This window comes from Weizmannia acidilactici, assembly GCF_008974225.1.
Taxonomy (GTDB): Bacteria; Bacillota; Bacilli; order Bacillales; family Bacillaceae_C; genus Weizmannia; species Weizmannia acidilactici.
Window position 1 is genome coordinate 54,475 of sequence record NZ_BKZR01000002.1, and the last position, 19,512, is coordinate 73,986.

A 19,512-nucleotide genomic window follows, 5' to 3' on the forward strand; every position below is an offset into this window, starting at 1 on the left:
CTCCATTCGTTTCTGCCTATTTCGGATTTTACCATACGGGGGCGGCCAAATGAAAGAAACGCGCCTGCCGGAAATGGCATAATGCGGAGCTGAAGGTCATAAATTTTTATGTAAATCGTTCGCATTTTGCCCAAAACAACATAGAATGTATGGACTTATGCTTGAGGAGGGAAAATGTGTGAAAATCCATATCGTTCAAAAAGGCGATACGCTCTGGAAAATTGCCAAAAAATACGGCGTCGATTTTGACGAATTGAAAAAAATGAACGCGCAATTATCCAATCCGGAAATGATCATGCCCGGAATGAAAATTAAAATTCCGACAACAGGGGGCACGGTAAAAAAAGAGATGCATACGGGTATGAAGGAAGCACCGATTGCAGTACACCCGTACCAGCAAATACCGCAGCCGAAATTGCCGGTGCAGAAAGAAATGCCGATCCAAAAAGAAGCGCCGAAAGCGGTACCGCACAAAGAAATGCCGGTAAAAGAGAAAGTGGTAGAAAAAAAGGAAACCATCTATAAGCCTATCATGCCGCAGCCTGTTGTACCGGAAATTGATATCCATAATTATTATGTGACGAATATGGCTGAAATTGAAACCCATACGCAGGCGCCGCCACAGCCGCAGCCGGTGTATCACCATCATGAAAGCGAATCTTCGTCTTCAAGCGGACATTATACCATGCCGGTACAAGAGGAGTGTTACGAAATGTATGCACCAATTTATCCTTGCCCGATGCCGATTCAGGATTGCGGTTGCGGGGGGCCGGTGATGCAACATGGGTTTGCCCCTTATCCGTACAGTTATGCCGCGCCTTTCCAGGGGGTTCCGTACCAAATGCCGGTGATGGCCCCGATGCCGGGATACCCAACACAGCAGGCACCGGTTTGGCAGCAGCCGCAAACACTTGCGCCGAGCCATGAATGGGAGGAAGAATCTTCATCGTCATCTTATCCATACGGCCACCATATGCAGGGCAGTACGATGCAAAATCCTTCCGCCCAGCCGTATTGGGGCATGCAGGGTCCTGTATACGGCGCAAATCCTGAAAGCTCGGCATATATGCCGCAGTATGCGCCGCAGCCACAAAACTTCCCGGGATATGCGCAGTATCCGTATCAGCCTTATGCGATGCCGCAGCCGTACAGCTACGGCATGCCGGCGCCGCAGCAGTACGACCGGAATCCGGATGCTTCCGGTGAAGAGGATTAAATGGGCGGGGGCTGGGACAAAGAAGGGGACGGCAACAAGCGTCTCCTTCTTTATGCTGAAAAACGGCTGGGAGAACCGGTTCAAAAGATTACAAAGCTCCGCGGAAAAGTATGGCTCGTAGAAACAAAAACGAAGAAATGGATTTTGAAAGAATATCCCGGCATTGAGCGGCTGAAACGGCAAATGTTGCTGACCACAACGCTTTTGGAATCTGGATTTTCGCATATTTGCCGGTTTTTGCCGGCCGATGATGATGGTGATTGCATATTTGAACAAACATGTTTCGGAATCATGGAATATATTGAACCGCATCCGGATGCTTTTGCCTATCATACCGAACAAGACATTTTATCTGCTTTCCGCCTGTTAAAAGCATACCACCGAGCAACCGGGCGGTTTCCACTTTCTGCTAAAATTGAATTTCCCCGTTTTTTCCAGCTGCGAAAATGGCGGAATCGTTACCGTGAATTTTTGGAAAACAAAGGTGAAATTATGCATTATATGCCCGCGTTTTATTTTAAAACTTACGAGTCCTGGACTCATGCGTCGTTAAAAAGGCTCGGGGAAAAGGAGCCCATTTTTACCAGGCCCCCATACTGCATTACCCATGGCGATGTCGCCCACCATAATTTTTTGCGTGGAAAAGACGGAAAGCTGTATTTGATCGATTTTGACCTCGCCCGTCTTGCCCCTGCCTGGACGGACGACCTGCAGTTTTGCAACCGCATTTTGCCTTCCATCTCCTGGTCGCTTTCTAAACTGTGCAATTTGGGGATAATGATGGATGCGCCCGACCGCGAAACAATTCTTGAAGCGCTCCTTTACCCGGCGGATGTGCTGCGGGAATGGAACCAATTTATCACGTGCGGAGAAAATGAAAAAGAACAGCTCTGGCCCCATTTGTCTTCCATCACATTCGGGCAATTTGAGGAAAGAGGTCGGTTTGTGTTAGAGGTTGAGAAACAATTAAGGGCATAGTGTGGCGCGGCTGTTCTTTTTGCATCCCCCTTTCTTCCGGATATGGTATAGTAATATAGGACTGTATCAGCGCGAATGAAAGGAGAGATTGATCATGTCTGGCCATTCCAAGTGGAAAAATATCCAAGGCAGAAAAAGCGCGCAAGATGCAAAGCGCGGAAAAATATTTCAAAAACTGGCAAAAGAGATTTATGTTGCGGCAAAGAATGGTCCTGACCCAGATGCAAATTCAGCCCTCCGCCTAGTCATAGAAAAGGCAAAGGCTGCCAATATGCCAAATGATAATATTAAGCGTGCCATCGATAAAGCGAGCGGCAACCAAAATGCCGAACATTACGAAGAAATGATTTATGAAGGGTACGGCCCGGGCGGTGTCGCGGTCATGGTAACGGCGTTAACGGATAACAAAAACCGGACCGCTTCGAACGTCCGCGTTGCTTTTTCGCGGAACGGAGGGAACCTCGGCGAAAATGGCTGCGTTTCATTCCTCTTTGACCGGAAAGGGTATCTTGCCATTGAGCGTGAAGGGCTTGATATTGATGAAGACGAAATGCTGCTTCAGGTCATTGAAGCTGGGGCAGAGGAAATGGAAACAAGTGATGAAGTGTTTGAGATTTATACGGATCCCGAGCAATTTATGGATGTAAAGAAAAACCTGGAGGAGAACGGGTTTACGTTTGCACAGGCTGAGATCACGATGGTGCCGCAAAATACGATTGCTTTGGATGAAGAGCAAAAAGCAAAGATGGAAAGATTGCTGGACAGGCTGGAAGACGATGACGACGTCCAGGAAATCTATCATAATGCTGAATTGTAATCGGTATGAAGCACTTTCCGGACCGGAATTATCCGGTCTGGAAAGTGCTTTTTTTGCGGAAGGACGGGATATGCGTGCAAAAACTGGCTACACTATCAGTAACGTTTTAAATCTGGGCGGGAGGTGATCAATATGTATACCTTGGTGATGCGCGCCGTGCCCATTGCCGCGTTTTTATTGGCGGGTGCGGGATTTCCCGACGTTTTGCAAAGCAAGGATGTGTTGGCTGCTGGAAAGAAAACGGCAGTGATTTTGGAACGCGTTTACCTGGACGGGGAAGTCAGTGAGGAATTCATCCGTACGGACAAAACGCCATGTGAGGTTGTACGGAGCTATCCGGGCTGGCAAATCGCCGATATAGGCGGATCCCGGATTGTTTTGCAGAAACATATTCACGATATCTCCCCGCTTTTAAAAGCAAACGGTTATTTCAGCATCACTTTCCAAAGCGGATCGGGGAAAAAAGGCATTGTCCAGCCCTTTTTCCAGTTGTATTTGAAAAAATTGGAGAGCCGGCGGCAGGAAAAAATGGAAAACGGAAATGCTGCGTCATACGCTGAATCCTTATTCGGGTGGGCAAATTGAATGTGCAAACCGCAGTTCCCAAAATCAGAGCTATCTATGGTACAATGGTTGATAGCAAGTTTTTGAGGAGTGTGTGGGAAGTTTGTACGAATATATAAAAGGGATCATCGACTCCGTCAGTCCGGACTATGTTGTCGTGGACAACGGGGGGATCGGATACCAATTGATCACACCGAACCCGTATATCTTTTCGAAAAGTATCGGGGAAGAGCGGAAAATTTATACTTACCAGCATGTGCGCGAAGATATGATCGCATTGTACGGTTTTGAAGCCGCAGAAGAACGGGAGCTGTTTAAAAAGCTGCTCAATGTGTCGGGCATCGGTCCGAAGGGGGCGCTGGCCATTCTGGCGTACGGGCAGCCGTCTCAGGTGGTCGAAGCGATTGAAAATGAAAACGAATCGTTTCTCGTCAAATTCCCCGGCGTCGGAAAAAAAACGGCAAGGCAGATGATCCTCGATTTAAAAGGAAAACTTTTGGACATCGCGCCGGATATGCCGAATTTATTTAACCAGGAAAAAACGATCCAAAAGTCCGCAGCCAGCCGCAATCTGGAAGAAGCCGTACTGGCATTGCAGGCGCTTGGCTACTCGGAAAAAGAAATCCATAAAGTGGTCCCACAGCTTCCGGAGGAGGACCTGTCCACGGATGAGTATATTAAACTAGCTTTAAAAGCGATGGTAAAATAATGGGAACCAGGAGGGGAGAGCATGGAGGATCGCATTGTTTCCGGCGAGGCGGACGAACAGGAAATTTCCTTTGAAATGAGCCTGCGCCCGCAAACTTTGGCGCAGTATATCGGGCAGGAAAAAGTAAAGCACAATTTAGCTGTTTTTATCCAGGCGGCGAAGCAACGGCATGAAACACTGGACCATGTGCTGCTGTACGGGCCGCCTGGACTCGGAAAAACGACATTGGCAATGGTCATTGCAAACGAAATGGGCGTAAAAATCCGGACAACTTCGGGCCCTGCGATCGAACGGCCGGGCGACCTGGCTGCGGTGCTGACCTCGCTTGAACCGGGGGAAGTACTGTTTATTGATGAGATCCATCGCCTGCCGAAAGCAATCGAAGAAGTGCTGTATCCGGCAATGGAAGATTATTGCCTGGATATCGTCATCGGCAAAGGAACGGGAGCCCGGTCGATTCGGCTTGACCTGCCCCCGTTTACGTTAATCGGGGCGACGACTAGGGCAGGGTCGGTTTCGGCTCCATTGCGCGACAGGTTCGGCGTCATCAGCAGGCTCGAATATTATGATGAAAATCAGCTGGCAGAGATTGTATTGCGGACGGCTGATATTTTGCAGACGGAAATTGAACCGGAGGGTGCCAGGGAAATTGCAAGGCGCTCGCGTGGCACACCGAGGATTGCCAATCGGCTGCTCAGACGGGTGCGGGATTTTGCCCAAGTAAAAGGCGACGGCAAGGTTACACTTGAAGTTGCCAATTATGCGCTTGAACTGCTGCAGGTCGATAAACTTGGGCTTGACCATATTGACCATAAGCTGTTAAAAGGGATCATTGAACGCTTTAAAGGCGGGCCTGTCGGGTTGGATACGATTGCCGCGAGCATCGGGGAAGAAGCGGAAACGATTGAAGACGTGTATGAGCCGTATTTGCTGCAAATCGGCTTTTTGCAGCGGACGCCGCGGGGCAGGGTCGCAACCCCGCTTGTTTACGAGCATTTTCAAATGGAGGTGCCGAAGTGAGCGGTTTCGGAAAAGTATTAATGACGATTGCGGTGATTCTTTTTGTTATCGGTCTTTCGATGCAGTTAACAAAAATTGGCCGTCTGCCCGGGGATATCCTCATCAGAAAAGGCAATACGACTTTTTACTTCCCAATTGCTACCTCTATTATTTTAAGCATTGTCCTGAGTGTGTTATTATATATAATCGGGCGGTTTAAATAGAAAAGCGGAAGCGCCTTGCTCAGCGGCGTACGGACTTCCTAGCGGAGGGCGTTATCATTTGCCGCCCTAAAGTGCATCTTATGTTTCAACTATACAAAACGAAGGGGAACCATAAATGAAACTTGATTTATTTGATTTTGACCTGCCGGAAGAATTGATTGCCCAAACGCCGTTAAAAAACCGTTCAGACAGCCGGCTAATGGTACTTGATAAAAAAACAGGGGCAATCGAACATACGGTATTTAAAAACATTACGCACTATTTGCGCCCGGGCGACTGCCTTGTGTTGAACGATACGAAAGTGCTGCCGGCAAGGCTGTTCGGTATTAAAGACGAAACCGGCGCCAAAATAGAAGTGCTGCTGTTGAAACAGCTGGAAGGGGACCAGTGGGAAACGCTTGTCAAACCGGCAAAGCGCGTCAAAGCCGGGACTACCGTGCATTTTGGCGACGGGAAGCTGAAAGCAACGTGCGTGAAGGACCTTGACCACGGCGGCCGTATCATGGAATTCCAATACAATGGCATTTTTTATGAAGTGCTCAACGAACTCGGTAAAATGCCGCTGCCACCGTACATAAAAGAACAACTGGAAGACCAGGACCGCTACCAGACGGTATATGCAAAAGAACCGGGATCGGCTGCCGCACCGACTGCCGGGCTCCATTTTACAAAGGAGCTCCTGAAAGAAATTGAAAACATGGGTGTCAAGATTGTGTTCATCACGCTCCATGTCGGGCTTGGAACATTCCGCCCGGTGGATGTGGAAGATATTGAAAATCACGATATGCACGCGGAATTTTACCAGGTCTCTGAAGAAGCGGCGAAAACGATTATGGACGTCAAAAACAGTGGCGGCCGCGTGATTTCCGTCGGCACCACTTCAACCAGGACGCTTGAAACGATTGCCGCCGCCCATGGCGGAAAGATTGCCGCTGAAAGCGGCTGGACGGATATCTTCATTTATCCGGGTTTCGAATATAAGGCGATTGACGCTTTGATTACGAATTTCCACCTGCCAAAGTCAACGCTCATTATGCTTGTGAGTGCGCTGGCAGGCAGGGAAAATGTGCTGCATGCCTATGAAACGGCAGTAAAAGAAAAATACCGTTTCTTCAGTTTCGGGGATGCGATGTTCATTAAATAGTGGAAGGAGCAACGTTTTTTGGCTGCAATTACTTATGAATTGATCAAGACGGACAAACAGACAGGCGCTCGCCTTGGCAAACTCCATACGCCGCACGGGACGTACGATACCCCGATGTTTATGCCGGTCGGGACGCTTGCTACGGTAAAGACGATGTCCCCTGAAGAATTAAAAAGCATGGGGGCCGGCACGATCCTAAGTAATACATATCATTTGTGGCTGCGGCCCGGGCATAATATTGTTAAAGAAGCCGGGGGACTGCATCAGTTTATGAACTGGGACCAAGCCATTCTGACCGATTCGGGCGGGTTCCAGGTATTCAGCCTGAGCAAAATGCGTGACATTACGGAAGAAGGCGTCCATTTCCGGAACCATTTAAACGGAGACAAACTGTTTTTGTCCCCGGAAAAATCGATGGAAATCCAAAATGCGCTCGGTTCCGATATTATGATGGCGTTTGATGAATGTCCCCCTTATCCTGCTACCTATGAATATATGAAGGAATCGGTCGAAAGGACATCACGGTGGGCAGAGCGCTGCCTGCATGCGCACAAGCGACCTGATGTGCAAGGGCTATTCGGTATTGTCCAAGGCGGTGCTTATGAAGATTTGCGGCGCCAAAGCGCAAACGATCTTGTTTCACTTGATTTTCCGGGTTATGCGGTCGGCGGCCTGTCCGTCGGTGAGCAGAAGGAAGTCATGAACCGGATGCTTGAGTTTACGACGCCGCTGCTTCCAAGCGATAAGCCGCGTTATTTAATGGGGGTCGGTTCGCCGGATTCTTTGATTGACGGGGCAATCAGAGGCATTGACATGTTTGACTGCGTGCTGCCGACCCGGATAGCGAGAAACGGCACCGTCATGACAAGCAAAGGGCGGCTTGTTGTGAAAAATGCCCAGTATGCCCGAGATTTCAGACCGCTTGATGAACATTGCGACTGCTACACCTGCCGCAATTATTCACGCGCGTATATTCGGCATTTGATAAAATGTGACGAAACTTTCGGAATTCGTTTAACTACTTACCATAATTTATATTTTTTGTTAAAATTAATGAAAAATATAAGGCAGGCGATTCGCGAAGACCGCCTTCTTGATTTCAGGGAAGAATTTTTTGAGCAATACGGATTTAACCGTCCGGATGCGAAAAATTTCTAATATAGAACTTGTCAAGAAAGGAGGATACAAATGCAAGCGTTAGCCCAATTATTGCCCCTTATTATTTTATTCGTCCTGTTCTACTTTTTGTTGATCAGGCCGCAGCAAAAGAGGCAGAAAAACATCCAAATGATGCAGAACAATTTGGCGAAAGGTGACAAAATTGTCACGATTGGCGGGCTGCATGCGATTGTGGATTCTATTGATGAAAACAAAGTCGTGCTAAAATGCGGCGACGGTTCCAGGTTGACATTCGACCGCTCAGCGATCCGCGAAGTGGCGGAATCCGCCTCGGCGAAAAAAGCAGAAGCCGCAAGCAAGAAAGAAAACAAAAAAGCGGCAGAAAAAAATGCTGCAGAAGAATCCAAAACAAAATAAAATAAGCGCCGCTAGACGCGGCGCTTATTTTTAAGCTTCCCGGGACCGCCCTGAGAACAAGTTAACCCCCAAAATGCCCCCCATTGCGGCTGCCAGGATATAGCAAATATGGTAAACCATCTGCTTAAGGGTAAACAGTTCATCGTAGCCCAAATACTGAACGAGAAAGACAATCCCCGTATATATCATCCCTGTCATGCTGCCGAGTAGCCAACCTTTCTTTTTTCCTTTCCCTCCTCCGATCAGCCCGCCGATAAACAGGCTGAAAAATGAAATCATCGTCACAACTGTATGCAAAGATTGTTCCGTCAGATCGGAAAACCGCAGGATGAGCGAAATCACCAGGCTTGATACGGCAAGTAGTACAAAAATGGCGCCCAGCCCGTATAAAAGGCTGATGCTTAATCTTTGCGCTTCGATTTTCAGTCCCTCCTTTGTCCAATCCTTTTTCCCACAGTACAAGCATATTCACGGAAAATCGAATATAGAATCGCATATGGATTTTTCAAGCAGGATTTTTTCTCCGATTGCGCATACTAAGTGGGTACCCAAACATAGAAGGAACAGGGGGATCGGTATTGGAGAATCTTCTTATTATTTTTTTTCGTACATTGCTGCTATATGTTGTGATTATGGTGATTTTCCGCTTAATGGGGAAAAGGGAGATCGGGGAACTGAATGTCCTTGATTTGGTCGTCTTTATTATGATTGGGGAAATGGCAGTTGTCGCCATTGAAAACCACCGTGACCCGATTCTTAATTCATTGCTGCCAATGGCCGTTTTGCTCGGCATTCAAATTGGGCTGGCGCTGATTTCGCTCCGCAGCAGCCACTTCCGCAAAATGATTGACGGCAAGCCGAGCATCATCATCAATAAAGGGAAAATCGACGAAAAAGAGATGCGCAGGCAACGCTATAATTTTGACGACCTCTTAATGCAGCTGCGTACCAAAGACATTGACAACATTGCCGATGTGGAATTTGCAATTCTGGAGACATCGGGGGAATTGTCGGTTGTGAAAAAAAGCAAAAAGAAAAATAAACCTGCAACCTATACCGAACCGTTCATAGTTGGCGGACAAATCCAAAAAAATAATTTGAAAAAGAGCAATAAAACCGAAGAGTGGCTGCGAAGAGAACTGGAAAAAAGGGGATACGGGGATATTGGCCAAATCTCTTTTTGCAGCTACCAGGACGGCGAGTTTTATATTGATCTGGATGATGAAAAATAAGCCCCGCTGTTTGCAGCCGGGCTTTTTCATGCTCTGATTTACCTGCGCGAAATGATCCCGCTTTCCAAACATGCCGCGAGCCTGTTTCCGCAGGAGCCCCAAAAATCTCGCGCTTATTCAATGCAGTCATCTAACAAAAGTTACGCGCTTTTTTAAAGCAGTTTTTTCAGAAGCGGAATATGCATGAGATCCGAACGGCGGATGAGTTTCGTCAGCAAAAGCAGCAGCAAATAAACTGCGGCTGTCAAAGAAATCCCGGCAAGCAGGCGGAAGGGGGACTCCACCTCTTCCAGAAAACGGGAAAGCCATTGTTGCCCGAAAGCACCGGAAACAACGGAAACCGCCAAAAGTTTCGCCCACTCATGAATATAAAGCGTAAACTGGATTTTTTTCAGCAAGGTTGCAAAATGCAGGAACGTGACAAGCACGGTGCCTGCCATAATGCCGATTGCGGCGCCGTTTATGCCGAACTCGGGGCGGGAAGCCAGTACAAAAATGACGCACAATTTGAGGGCGGCCCCGATGATGCTGTTGATCATGGCGGCTTTAGCAAGATCCAGTGCCTGCAGGGCTGCCTGGAGCGGTGCCTGACATGCCTGGAATATAAAAAACGGCGCCATGATTTTGATAAACTGTGATCCGTTTCCGGTCCCGTACATCAGCTGCATCAACGGTTCAGCAAACACATAAAGGATTACGACCGAGACGCCACCGGTCAAAAGCGAAAAACGCAAAGCCTGTTGGAGCCGGTGTTCAACAAGCCTGTAATTTTTCCGTGAATTCGCTTCACTGATGGCAGGCACAAGCGCGGTCGAAAGTGAAACCGTCACGAAGGATGGCAGCATCAAAAGCGGCATGGCGAATCCGGTTAAAGAGCCGTACTGTTGTGTGGCAATATGGGATGCAACACCGGCGATGGCCAGGCAGTGGGAAACGACAATCGGTTCAAGAAACCACGAGAGGTTGCCGATCAAACGGCTCCAGGTTGTCGGAATGGCAACGCGCATTAATTCATAGAACGTATCTTTCCCGGCTTTAGCCGCTTTAAAAAAATTTTTCCTCACCCGTATTTGCTTTTTCAGCTTGAACATCGTAAACATATAAAGAAGGGATGCAAACTCGCCCAAAATGGATGCAAACATGACGCCGGCAGCAGCATATTCGACCCCGTACGGCAAAAGCCAGTTTGCAAAGACGGCAATCAGCATGATGCGCACACTCTGTTCAATGACTTGTGAAATGGCAAACGGCTTCATATTTTGCTTGCCCTGGAAATAGCCGCGCAATACGACGGAAATGGCGACAATCGGGATGATCGGCGTAATCGCAACAAGCGGATAATATACGCGTGCATCCGTAAACAGTTTCTCGGCCAGGAACGGAGCCAGAAAAATTAGCCCCGGTGTAAAGATAGCTGACAGGGAAATGGTAACAGTTAAAGAAATGACAAGGATTTTTTTGATTTTCACCTTATCCCCGACCGCATCCGCCTCGGCAATGCATTTTGAAATGGCGACCGGCAGGCCGAGCTGCGTGACCGTAATGACGAGCATTAAGGTAGGAAAAGCCATTTGGTGGAGGCCGACGCCCGTTTCGCCAAGCGACCGGGCAATGACAACCCGGTTAATGAATCCAAGCACCCGTGTAACAAACCCTGCTGCAAGCAAAATGATCGTTCCCCTCAAAAACTTGGACATCTGATTTACCTACCTTCTCAAATCCGCGAATTTCCTATACAATGATGTATATGCACAAAAAGGGACAAGAAGTACATCTATCGAATGAAAGGAGAAAAACCTGTGGAGGGCCGTCATCCTTACGAAAAGTATTATGAGGAACTCGAACCTGTCATAAAAAGCAAGGCGGAAGAGTTTACCGTCATCGGGTATGGGGCGGTTGAAATGAAAGATTTGTGGAATTATTTAATGAAGAAAAAATGGAAAAATGCAAAACCGGACGATGTGCATATGTATTCGCTTGTTTCCGATATTTTATCGGTCAAGCCCGGTGATTTTATGAGTTTTATGGCAGTGGAAGCTTACCGTTCCCCGGACTGGTTTGCCGACCTCGACGAAGCCGAGCTCGACGAGTTGCTGAATCCGGATAAAGCGAAATAATGAAGAAAAATTGACACGCTTTTTTCGCTGTTTCATAATAGTAATGATATTGCCAACCGGGTTTGCACTCTTTTGTACGTAAACGTTTGATTTGCTAGGAGGCTATACATAATGGTGAAAAGAAGCCGTATCGTTGCTTTCTTTCTTATTATCCTGTTGTTTGCGGGATTAATAGGGGGAACGACGGATAAAATTGTCAAAAAAATCAATCTCGGCCTTGATTTGCGGGGCGGGTTTGAAGTCCTATATAAAGTGGAGCCGGTGAAAAAAGGGCAGAAAATTGACAAAGCAGCGCTTGCCGACACTGCACAGGCACTTGACCGCCGCATTAACGCGCTCGGCGTGAGCGAGCCGCAGATCCAGGTGGAAGGGAATAACCGGATCCGCGTCCAGCTTGCCGGGGTAAAAGACCAGAATGAAGCGCGGAAAATGCTGTCCACGACGGCGAACTTAACTTTCCGTGACGTGAATGACAAAGTGATGATGGACGGGACGGACCTTGTGCAGGGGAAAGCGAAACAGTCGTTTGACCAAAACGGCAAACCGGATGTTGTCCTGCAGTTAAAGAGCCGTCAAAAGTTTGCAAAAGTGACGAAAAAAATTCTCAGCATGGCACCTAACAACCAGCTCGTAATTTGGATGGATTTCCAGGAAGGCAAAGATTCGTATAAAAAAGAAGTCACCAAGAGAAACCCGAAATTTTTGTCCAATCCGAATGTCAATTCCGTCTTGAATACGGACTCGGTTGAAATTACCGGCAATTTTACGGTGAAAGAAGCGCAAAACCTTGCCGCGCTTTTGAATGCGGGTGCGCTACCGGTGAAACTGCATGAAATTTATTCGACTTCTGTCGGCGCATCTTTCGGCCAGGAAGCGCTGCATGATACAATTCTTGCCGGAATCATTGGTGTAGCGGCCATCTTTATTTTTATGATCAGCTACTACCGCTTCCCGGGATTCATTGCGTCGATTACGCTTGCAGTCTATATCTTCCTGATTCTTCTCATATACAGATTAATCGGCGCGGTCCTGACCTTGCCGGGGATTGCTGCGCTTGTGCTTGGGGTTGGGATGGCGGTTGACGCCAATATCATTACGTACGAGCGTATTAAAGAAGAGCTGCGCGTCGGAAAAAGCGTGAAATCTGCATTCAAAGCAGGGAATAAATCATCGTTTATCGCTATTTTCGACTCCAACTTAACAACCATTTTGGCGGCTGTTATATTGTTCTATTTCGGGACAAGTTCGATCAGAGGTTTTGCAACGACATTGATCATCAGTATTTTATTGAGTTTCCTGACGGCAGTTTACGGCTCTAGGTGGCTGCTCGGTCTCTGGGTGAACAGCAACTTCCTGAAAAAACGGCCGCATTGGTTTGGCGTGAAAAAATCGGCAATCCACGATATTGCGGAAAATGTTGATACGCATGACTTGAAAACAAAATTCGACTGGTACGATTTTGTTAAACACCGCAACATCTTTTTCGTATTGTCCGCTGTATTGATTATTTCGGGCTTTATCATTCTCGGCCTTTTCAAGCTGAACCTCAGCATTGACTTTTCGAGCGGAACACGGATCGAAATCAGTTCAAACCATGCGCTCACGCAGCAGGAAATCGAGAGCGACCTTAACCATTTAAATTTGAAATCCGAAGATATTGTGATGGAAGGGGCCAGCCATCATAAAGCGGTTGTACGGGTCAAAGGGGCGTTCAGCGATAAAGACAAGAGTACGCAAATCATTTCGTATTTCACGGATAAATACGGAAAAACCCCAAGCATCAGCTCTGTTTCGCCGACAGTCGGAAAAGAACTGGCGAAGAGCGCCGTATATTCCCTTATTCTTGCAGCGATCGGCATCATCATTTACGTTGCCTTCCGGTTTGAATGGGCGATGGGAGTTGCCTCCATTGTTGCGCTCTTCCATGATGCATTTTTCATGATTGCCTTTTTCAGCATCACAAGGCTTGAAGTGGACGTAACCTTTATTGCAGCGGTGCTGACGATTGTCGGATATTCGATCAATGACTCGATCGTGACGTTCGACCGCATCCGCGATAATTTGAAACGCCGTCGAAAAATTAAAAGCGAAAAAGAAATCCATGACATTGTCAACGCCGGGATCCAGCAAACACTGGGACGCTCGGTCAATACGGTGTTGACCGTGCTCATGACTGCCGTTTCGCTTGCCATATTCGGAAGCGAATCGATCCGGAATTTCTCGATCGCGCTAATTGTCGGTTTGATTACCGGCACATATTCGTCGATCTTTATTGCTGCGCAATTTTGGTTTGTGTTGAAAAAGCGCCAGCTCAAAAAGCACGGATCCATTTTGATCAAAAAAGCACAGCGCCCCCGTGTAAACGAGCCGCAAGTATAATGTTCAAGGCGCAGGCGAAATGCCTGTGCTTTTTCGCCATTTTTTGTAATGACAGCTGTCCGCCGAAAGGCTATAATAAAGTATTGTGAAAGAGGTGGAGACATGCTGCAGCCCAAAACAAGATGGCTGGTGCCGGACGGAGATCCGGAAGCCGCCAAAAAGCTTTCGCATCAATTGAATATTTCGCCACTTATTTCAAAATTATTGGTAAACCGCGGCATTACGGATATAGAAGAAGCGCGGTCTTTTTTATTCCATGACGGTGCGGGATACCATGATCCGCTGTTGATGCACGATATGGAAAAAGCTGTCAGACGTATTAAAAAAGCAATTGAACGGGAAGAACCGATTCTCGTTTTCGGAGACTATGACGCGGACGGTGTGACGAGTACCGCCGTCATGATGACAGTTTTAAAGGAACTTGGTGCAAAGGCACAGTTCTATATTCCGAATCGGTTCAAAGAAGGTTACGGGCCGAATGAAGCTGCTTTCCGCCGGGCGGCTGCCGAAGGGTTCCAAGTCATCATTACGGTGGATACCGGGATAGCCGCCGTCCATGAAGCGGCAGTCGCCCAGGAGCTCGGGATCACGCTCATTATTACGGACCACCATGAACCCGGGCCGGTTTTGCCGGAAGCGTATGCGATCGTCCATCCGAAGCATCCGAAAAGTACATACCCGTTCAGAGAATTGTCAGGGGCAGGTGTTGCTTTCAAAGTTGCCCATGCTTTATACGGAAAAGTGCCGGAACATCTTGAGGAACTGGCGTGTATCGGGACAATTGCCGATTTGGTGCCGCTGTTGGGAGAAAACCGTTTGATTGCGGTGAAAGGCATAAAACGGCTCAGAACAACAAAACGTCCGGGGCTTGCGGCTATATGCCGATGCGCGGATATTAACCAGGCGCAAATCAATGAAGAAACAATCGCCTTTGCTCTGGCGCCGCGGTTAAATGTGGCCGGGCGCCTTGAACATGCCGCCCTGTCAGCAGATCTTTTGCTAACGGAAGACAAAAAAGAAGCTGAAACGCTCGCTTCCGCCATCGACGGGCTCAATAAAGAACGCCAAAAAATCGTAAATGACATCACGAAAGAAGCCATTGAAATGGTCGGTCAGGAAGCGGAGGCGGGGGCGCGCGTCCTCGTAGCTGGCAAAGAAGGATGGAATGCGGGCGTAATCGGAATCGTCGCATCCCGCCTCGTGGAGCGATTTTACAGGCCAGCAATCGTTTTAAGCTTTGACTCGGAAAAAGGGTTGGCGAAGGGATCGGCTCGAAGCATCGACGGGTTCCATATGTTTAACGAATTGTCGAAGTGCTGCGATATTTTGCCGCATTTTGGCGGGCATCCGATGGCGGCTGGGATGACACTTTCCATTTCCGATGTGGGTGAACTGCGGAAGCGGCTGAATCAACAGGCTGAAGCATTGCCGGAAGAAATCTTTGTGCCGGTGACAAAAATCGGGGCTGAAATTTCTGCCGGTGAAGCAGGGCTGGAAGCGATCAGGGAATTGGCGCTGCTTTCACCTTTTGGCACGGCCAACCCGAAGCCGCTTTTTTTGCTGGACGGGGTGGAATGCCCGCAAACCCGCCAAATCGGCGCGGATGGGAAACATTTAAAACTGCTTTTTTCCGACGGCAAGAATACGCTTGACGGAGTCGGCTTCGGTCTCGGGGATCTCGCCCCCCATATTTCCCCCGGCGCAAAAACTTCCGTTGTCGGGGAATTGTCGATTAACGAGTGGAACAATATCCGCAAACCGCAAATCATTGTGAAGGATGTAAAAATTGACAGCTGGCAATTGTTTGACATCAGGGGACGTAAGCCTTTGAAACAATGGGTGCGGCATGTGCCGGAAGAAGGCCAGGCTTTTATTGTGTTCCAGAAAGAAACGCTGCAAAAATTGCCGCTCGGCGATTACCCGGTCCGCCTTGTGCCAATATCAACTATGGAAGAGGCAAAAGCGTTCGATGCAGGGAATAAAAATATTGTTTTTCTCGATCTTCCCCCCGATGCCGGGATGATGGAAGCCCTGCTCAATGGCGGTGTTCCAAGCAGAATTTATGCGTATTTTTACCATGTACAGGACCATTTTTTCAGCACGTTTCCAACGCGCGACCATTTTAAATGGTTTTACGCTTTTTTGGCAAAAAGGAAAACTTTCAATCTGAAACGGTACGGGGATGAACTGGCGGCCTACCGCGGATGGTCAAGAAATACAATAGATTTCATTTCTCAGGTGTTTTTTGAACTTGATTTTGTTACAATAAATGATGGGCTTATTTCTTTAAAAGCTGTGAATCAAAAACGCGATTTGCAGGAATCTTTTACTTACCAAAGGAAACAAGCACAATATCAAATGGAAAAGGATCTGCTGTACTCATCTTTCCATGAACTGAAGATGTGGTTTGACCATCTAATCAAACCGGCTGTACAGTATGAGGAGGAAACAGCACAATGGATTTAAAACAGTATATTGCCATCGTCCCAAACTGGCCGAAAGATGGCGTTATCTTTAAAGATGTCACGCCTTTGATGAATGACGGCGCGGCATTTAAATACGCGACAGACCAAATTGTCCAATATGCGAAAAACAAAAATATTGATCTGGTGGTCGGCCCGGAAGCGCGCGGATTTATTATCGGGTGCCCTGTTGCATACGAACTCGGCGTCGGATTTGCCCCGGTCCGCAAAGAAGGGAAACTGCCGCGTGAAACGATCCGTGCAGAATATGATTTGGAATACGGGAAAGCGGTGCTTACGATCCACAAAGATGCGATCAAACCGGGCCAGCGCGTGCTTATTACGGATGACCTGCTTGCAACAGGTGGGACGATGCAGGCAACGATCAAACTCGTTGAAGAACTGGGCGGTGTCGTAGCCGGGCTTGCATTTTTAATTGAGCTCAATTATTTGCACGGGCGCGAAAAACTGCAGGGTTATGATATACTTACCCTGATGAAATACGAGAATGAATAATCGCAAGGAAATCGGCAATTTTGTCGATTTCTTTATTTATATGGCTCTATTACATTTTATTGTTGATTATTGCTAATTTCTAAGACTCCTGCGGGAATTGCGGGCAAGAAGAGATCCTCGTGCTGAGGTATCGGGCGAAGAAGCTCGCGACGGTGCGGAAAGCGGGCGGATTTCGCGATGATCAACTTTGATCACAAACATAACCTTTTTTATAAGCCGGTTTAAAATGCCTGAATAGTAAAAAATATGAAAGACTGTTTCATACAAATTTGGATAAAATTCGGCATTTTCCTCTATTTTTTATCTTTATGGATCATTTACTTTACAATCTTTTCATTTTTCATGATAATAATTACAATATGATTTTGCGATAAATCAATTCATATATACATTCCATTTCTATAAAGGTGATTTTTGTATGGCGAATGATCGGATTTTGACCGCCGAAGATGTGATTGAACGGACGAAAAAATACTTAAATGATGAGCATGTGGAATTGGTGCGGCATGCTTACGAGTTCGCCAGAGAAGCGCATATTGACCAGAAGCGCAAATCGGGTGAGCCTTATATTATTCATCCGATCCAGGTGGCCGGGATACTGGCGGATTTGGAGATGGATCCTTCAACCGTTGCAGCCGGTTTTTTGCATGACGTAGTGGAAGATACGGATGTGACGCTTGACCAGCTGAGGGAAGAATTTAATGATGAAGTCGCGATGCTCGTCGACGGGGTGACAAAACTCGGGAAAATCAAATATAAATCGCACGAAGAGCAACAGGCGGAAAACCACCGGAAAATGTTTGTCGCGATGGCGCAGGACATCCGCGTTATTTTAATCAAACTGGCTGACCGCCTGCATAATATGCGCACGTTAAAACATCTTCCCCCTGAGAAGCAGCGGAGAATCGCGAATGAAACCCTTGAAATTTTTGCGCCGCTTGCCCACCGTCTCGGCATTTCTACCATCAAATGGGAACTGGAAGACACCGCGCTCCGTTATTTAAATCCCCAGCAATATTACAGGATTGTCAATTTAATGAAAAGGAAACGTGCCGAGCGCGAACAATATTTGCAAAATGTGATTGAAGAAGTAAAAGAGCGGCTGCAGGATATCAATATCAAAGCTGAAATTTCCGGCAGGCCGAAACATATTTACTCGATTTACCGGAAAATGGTGCAGCAGCATAAGCAGTTCAACGAAATTTACGATCTGCTCGCGGTCAGGATTATTGTCAACAGCATTAAAGACTGTTACGCGGTGCTTGGAATCATCCATACATGCTGGAAGCCGATGCCGGGAAGGTTTAAAGATTATATTGCAATGCCGAAACCGAACATGTACCAATCGCTTCATACGACCGTGATCGGCCCGAAAGGCGAACCGCTTGAAGTGCAGATCCGGACATTCGAAATGCACCGCATCGCTGAGTACGGGGTGGCTGCGCATTGGGCGTATAAAGAAGGCAAAACGGTCAATGAAAAAACGTCTTTTGAGAAAAAATTGTCATGGTTCCGCGAAATTTTGGAGTTTCAAAACGAGTCGGCCAATGCCGAGGAATTTATGGAATCGCTGAAAATCGACTTGTTCTCGGATATGGTGTTTGTGTTTACGCCAAAAGGGGACGTGATTGAACTGCCTTCAGGGTCTGTTCCGATTGATTTCGCTTACCGGATCCACTCGGAAATCGGGAATAAAACGATCGGCGCGAAGGTCAACGGCAAGATGGTGACGCTCGATTATCAGCTGAAAACAGGGGATATTGTCGAAATTTTAACATCGAAGCATTCTTACGGGCCGAGCCTTGACTGGATTAATTTAGCGCAAACTTCCCAGGCGAAAAATAAGATCCGCCAGTTTTTCAAACGGCAGCGGAAAGAAGAAAATATTGAAAAAGGCCGGGAAATGGTCGAAAAAGAAATTCGGGCGCTGGAATTTGATGTAAAAGAAGTGCTTACGTCGGAAAATATAAAACGGGTCGCGGAAAAATTCAATTTTGCGAACGAAGACGATATGTATGCCGCCGTCGGGTACAATGGGATTACTGCAAGCCAAATTGCCAACCGGCTTACGGAAAAATGGCGTAAGCAGCGCGATTCCGAAGAGGCGATTAAAGAAATTGTATCCGAACAAAAGCAGCCTGTAAAACACCGGAAAAGGGATACGGGCGTAACAGTTAAGGGGATCGACAATTTGCTGATCCGCCTTTCCAAATGCTGCAATCCGGTGCCGGGCGACGAAATTGTCGGGTTTATTACAAAAGGGCGCGGTGTTTCCGTCCACCGCGCAGACTGCCCGAATGTGCAGAACGAAGAGGCGCGGAACCGGCTGATCCCGGTGGAGTGGGAAACGGATGCGTCCGACCGCAAAGAGTACAATGTCGATATTGAAATTACCGGTTATGACCGCCGCGGCCTGTTGAATGAGGTGCTCCAGGCCGTTAATGAGACGAAAACGAATATTTCGGCGGTCAGCGGGCGGTCGGACCGCAACAAAATGGCAACCATTATTATGTCGATTTCCATTCAAAACATCAGCCATCTTCACCGAGTGGTGGAAAGGATTAAACATATTCCGGATATTTATTCTGTCAGAAGGATCATGAGTTAAAGGAGTTTAGA

Annotated in this window: 18 protein-coding genes; 16 read left to right on the forward strand and 2 right to left on the reverse strand. The window is 47.5% G+C overall.

From position 1 onward, the window contains the following. Nucleotides 1–178 precede the first annotated feature (178 nt). The 10 genes from safA (at nt 179) to yajC (ending at nt 8,187) form a co-directional block, all read left to right on the forward strand. The gene (safA, locus tag GBH70_RS17575; RefSeq protein ID WP_151679291.1) at nt 179–1,216 is read left to right on the forward strand and encodes a SafA/ExsA family spore coat assembly protein; all 1,038 of its coding nucleotides are present in this window, start codon (nt 179–181) and stop codon (nt 1,214–1,216) included. Beyond that, nucleotides 1,217–2,194, forward strand: coding sequence for a phosphotransferase (locus GBH70_RS01055; RefSeq protein ID WP_151679292.1), 978 nt, complete (start codon nt 1,217–1,219; stop codon nt 2,192–2,194). 94 nt (nt 2,195–2,288) lie between these two features. After that, nucleotides 2,289–3,011 (forward strand): YebC/PmpR family DNA-binding transcriptional regulator, encoded by a 723-nt coding sequence (locus GBH70_RS01060; protein ID WP_151679293.1) that lies wholly within the window; start codon nt 2,289–2,291, stop codon nt 3,009–3,011. Nucleotides 3,012–3,143: 132 nt separating this feature from the next. After that, a complete protein-coding gene (locus GBH70_RS01065; protein WP_151679294.1) occupies nt 3,144–3,596 on the forward strand; it encodes a BofC C-terminal domain-containing protein in 453 nt (150 codons plus the stop codon). An 82-nt stretch (nt 3,597–3,678) separates the two neighbouring features. Further along, on the forward strand, nt 3,679–4,284 hold the full coding sequence (gene ruvA / locus GBH70_RS01070) for a Holliday junction branch migration protein RuvA (RefSeq protein ID WP_151679295.1): 606 nt from the start codon (nt 3,679–3,681) through the stop codon (nt 4,282–4,284). Nucleotides 4,285–4,305: 21 nt separating this feature from the next. After that, a complete protein-coding gene (gene ruvB, locus GBH70_RS01075) occupies nt 4,306–5,304 on the forward strand; it encodes a Holliday junction branch migration DNA helicase RuvB (protein WP_151679296.1) in 999 nt (332 codons plus the stop codon). Then, nucleotides 5,301–5,507: a DUF2905 domain-containing protein gene (locus tag GBH70_RS01080; RefSeq protein WP_151679297.1), complete on the forward strand. Its 207-nt coding sequence runs from the start codon at nt 5,301–5,303 to the stop codon at nt 5,505–5,507. Before ruvB ends, GBH70_RS01080 begins: the two co-directional genes overlap by 4 nt. Nucleotides 5,508–5,622: 115 nt before the next feature. After that, on the forward strand, nt 5,623–6,651 hold the full coding sequence (gene queA / locus GBH70_RS01085) for a tRNA preQ1(34) S-adenosylmethionine ribosyltransferase-isomerase QueA (protein WP_151679298.1): 1,029 nt from the start codon (nt 5,623–5,625) through the stop codon (nt 6,649–6,651). An 18-nt stretch (nt 6,652–6,669) separates the two neighbouring features. Continuing rightward, nucleotides 6,670–7,809, forward strand: a complete 1,140-nt coding sequence (tgt, locus tag GBH70_RS01090; RefSeq protein WP_151679299.1) for a tRNA guanosine(34) transglycosylase Tgt — start codon at nt 6,670–6,672, stop codon at nt 7,807–7,809. A gap of 30 nt (nt 7,810–7,839) precedes the next feature. Further along, entirely contained in the window at nt 7,840–8,187 is a 348-nt protein-coding gene (gene yajC / locus GBH70_RS01095) for a preprotein translocase subunit YajC (RefSeq protein ID WP_151679300.1), read from the forward strand. Between the two features lie 30 nt (nt 8,188–8,217). Here yajC and GBH70_RS01100 read toward each other — a convergent pair whose 3' ends face one another. Beyond that, nucleotides 8,218–8,613, reverse strand: a complete 396-nt coding sequence (locus GBH70_RS01100) for a TIGR04086 family membrane protein (RefSeq protein WP_151679355.1) — start codon at nt 8,611–8,613, stop codon at nt 8,218–8,220. A gap of 152 nt (nt 8,614–8,765) precedes the next feature. Here GBH70_RS01100 and GBH70_RS01105 point away from each other — a divergent pair, with 152 nt between their 5' ends. Next, nucleotides 8,766–9,419: a DUF421 domain-containing protein gene (locus GBH70_RS01105; protein ID WP_151679301.1), complete on the forward strand. Its 654-nt coding sequence runs from the start codon at nt 8,766–8,768 to the stop codon at nt 9,417–9,419. 152 nt (nt 9,420–9,571) lie between these two features. Here GBH70_RS01105 and spoVB read toward each other — a convergent pair whose 3' ends face one another. After that, on the reverse strand, nt 9,572–11,116 hold the full coding sequence (gene spoVB / locus GBH70_RS01110; protein ID WP_151679302.1) for a stage V sporulation protein B: 1,545 nt from the start codon (nt 11,114–11,116) through the stop codon (nt 9,572–9,574). An 84-nt stretch (nt 11,117–11,200) separates the two neighbouring features. Between spoVB and GBH70_RS01115 the strand changes: the two genes are divergently transcribed. The 5 genes from GBH70_RS01115 (at nt 11,201) to GBH70_RS01135 (ending at nt 19,501) form a co-directional block, all read left to right on the forward strand. After that, the gene (locus tag GBH70_RS01115; protein ID WP_253693303.1) at nt 11,201–11,536 is read left to right on the forward strand and encodes a post-transcriptional regulator; all 336 of its coding nucleotides are present in this window, start codon (nt 11,201–11,203) and stop codon (nt 11,534–11,536) included. A gap of 111 nt (nt 11,537–11,647) precedes the next feature. Next, a complete protein-coding gene (gene secDF, locus GBH70_RS01120; RefSeq protein ID WP_151679303.1) occupies nt 11,648–13,915 on the forward strand; it encodes a protein translocase subunit SecDF in 2,268 nt (755 codons plus the stop codon). A 102-nt stretch (nt 13,916–14,017) separates the two neighbouring features. Beyond that, nucleotides 14,018–16,381: a single-stranded-DNA-specific exonuclease RecJ gene (gene recJ, locus GBH70_RS01125; protein WP_151679304.1), complete on the forward strand. Its 2,364-nt coding sequence runs from the start codon at nt 14,018–14,020 to the stop codon at nt 16,379–16,381. Next, entirely contained in the window at nt 16,372–16,893 is a 522-nt protein-coding gene (locus GBH70_RS01130) for an adenine phosphoribosyltransferase (protein WP_151679305.1), read from the forward strand. Before recJ ends, GBH70_RS01130 begins: the two co-directional genes overlap by 10 nt. A 418-nt stretch (nt 16,894–17,311) precedes the next feature. Continuing rightward, nucleotides 17,312–19,501: a RelA/SpoT family protein gene (locus GBH70_RS01135; protein ID WP_151679306.1), complete on the forward strand. Its 2,190-nt coding sequence runs from the start codon at nt 17,312–17,314 to the stop codon at nt 19,499–19,501. The last annotated feature ends 11 nt before the right edge of the window (nt 19,502–19,512 follow it).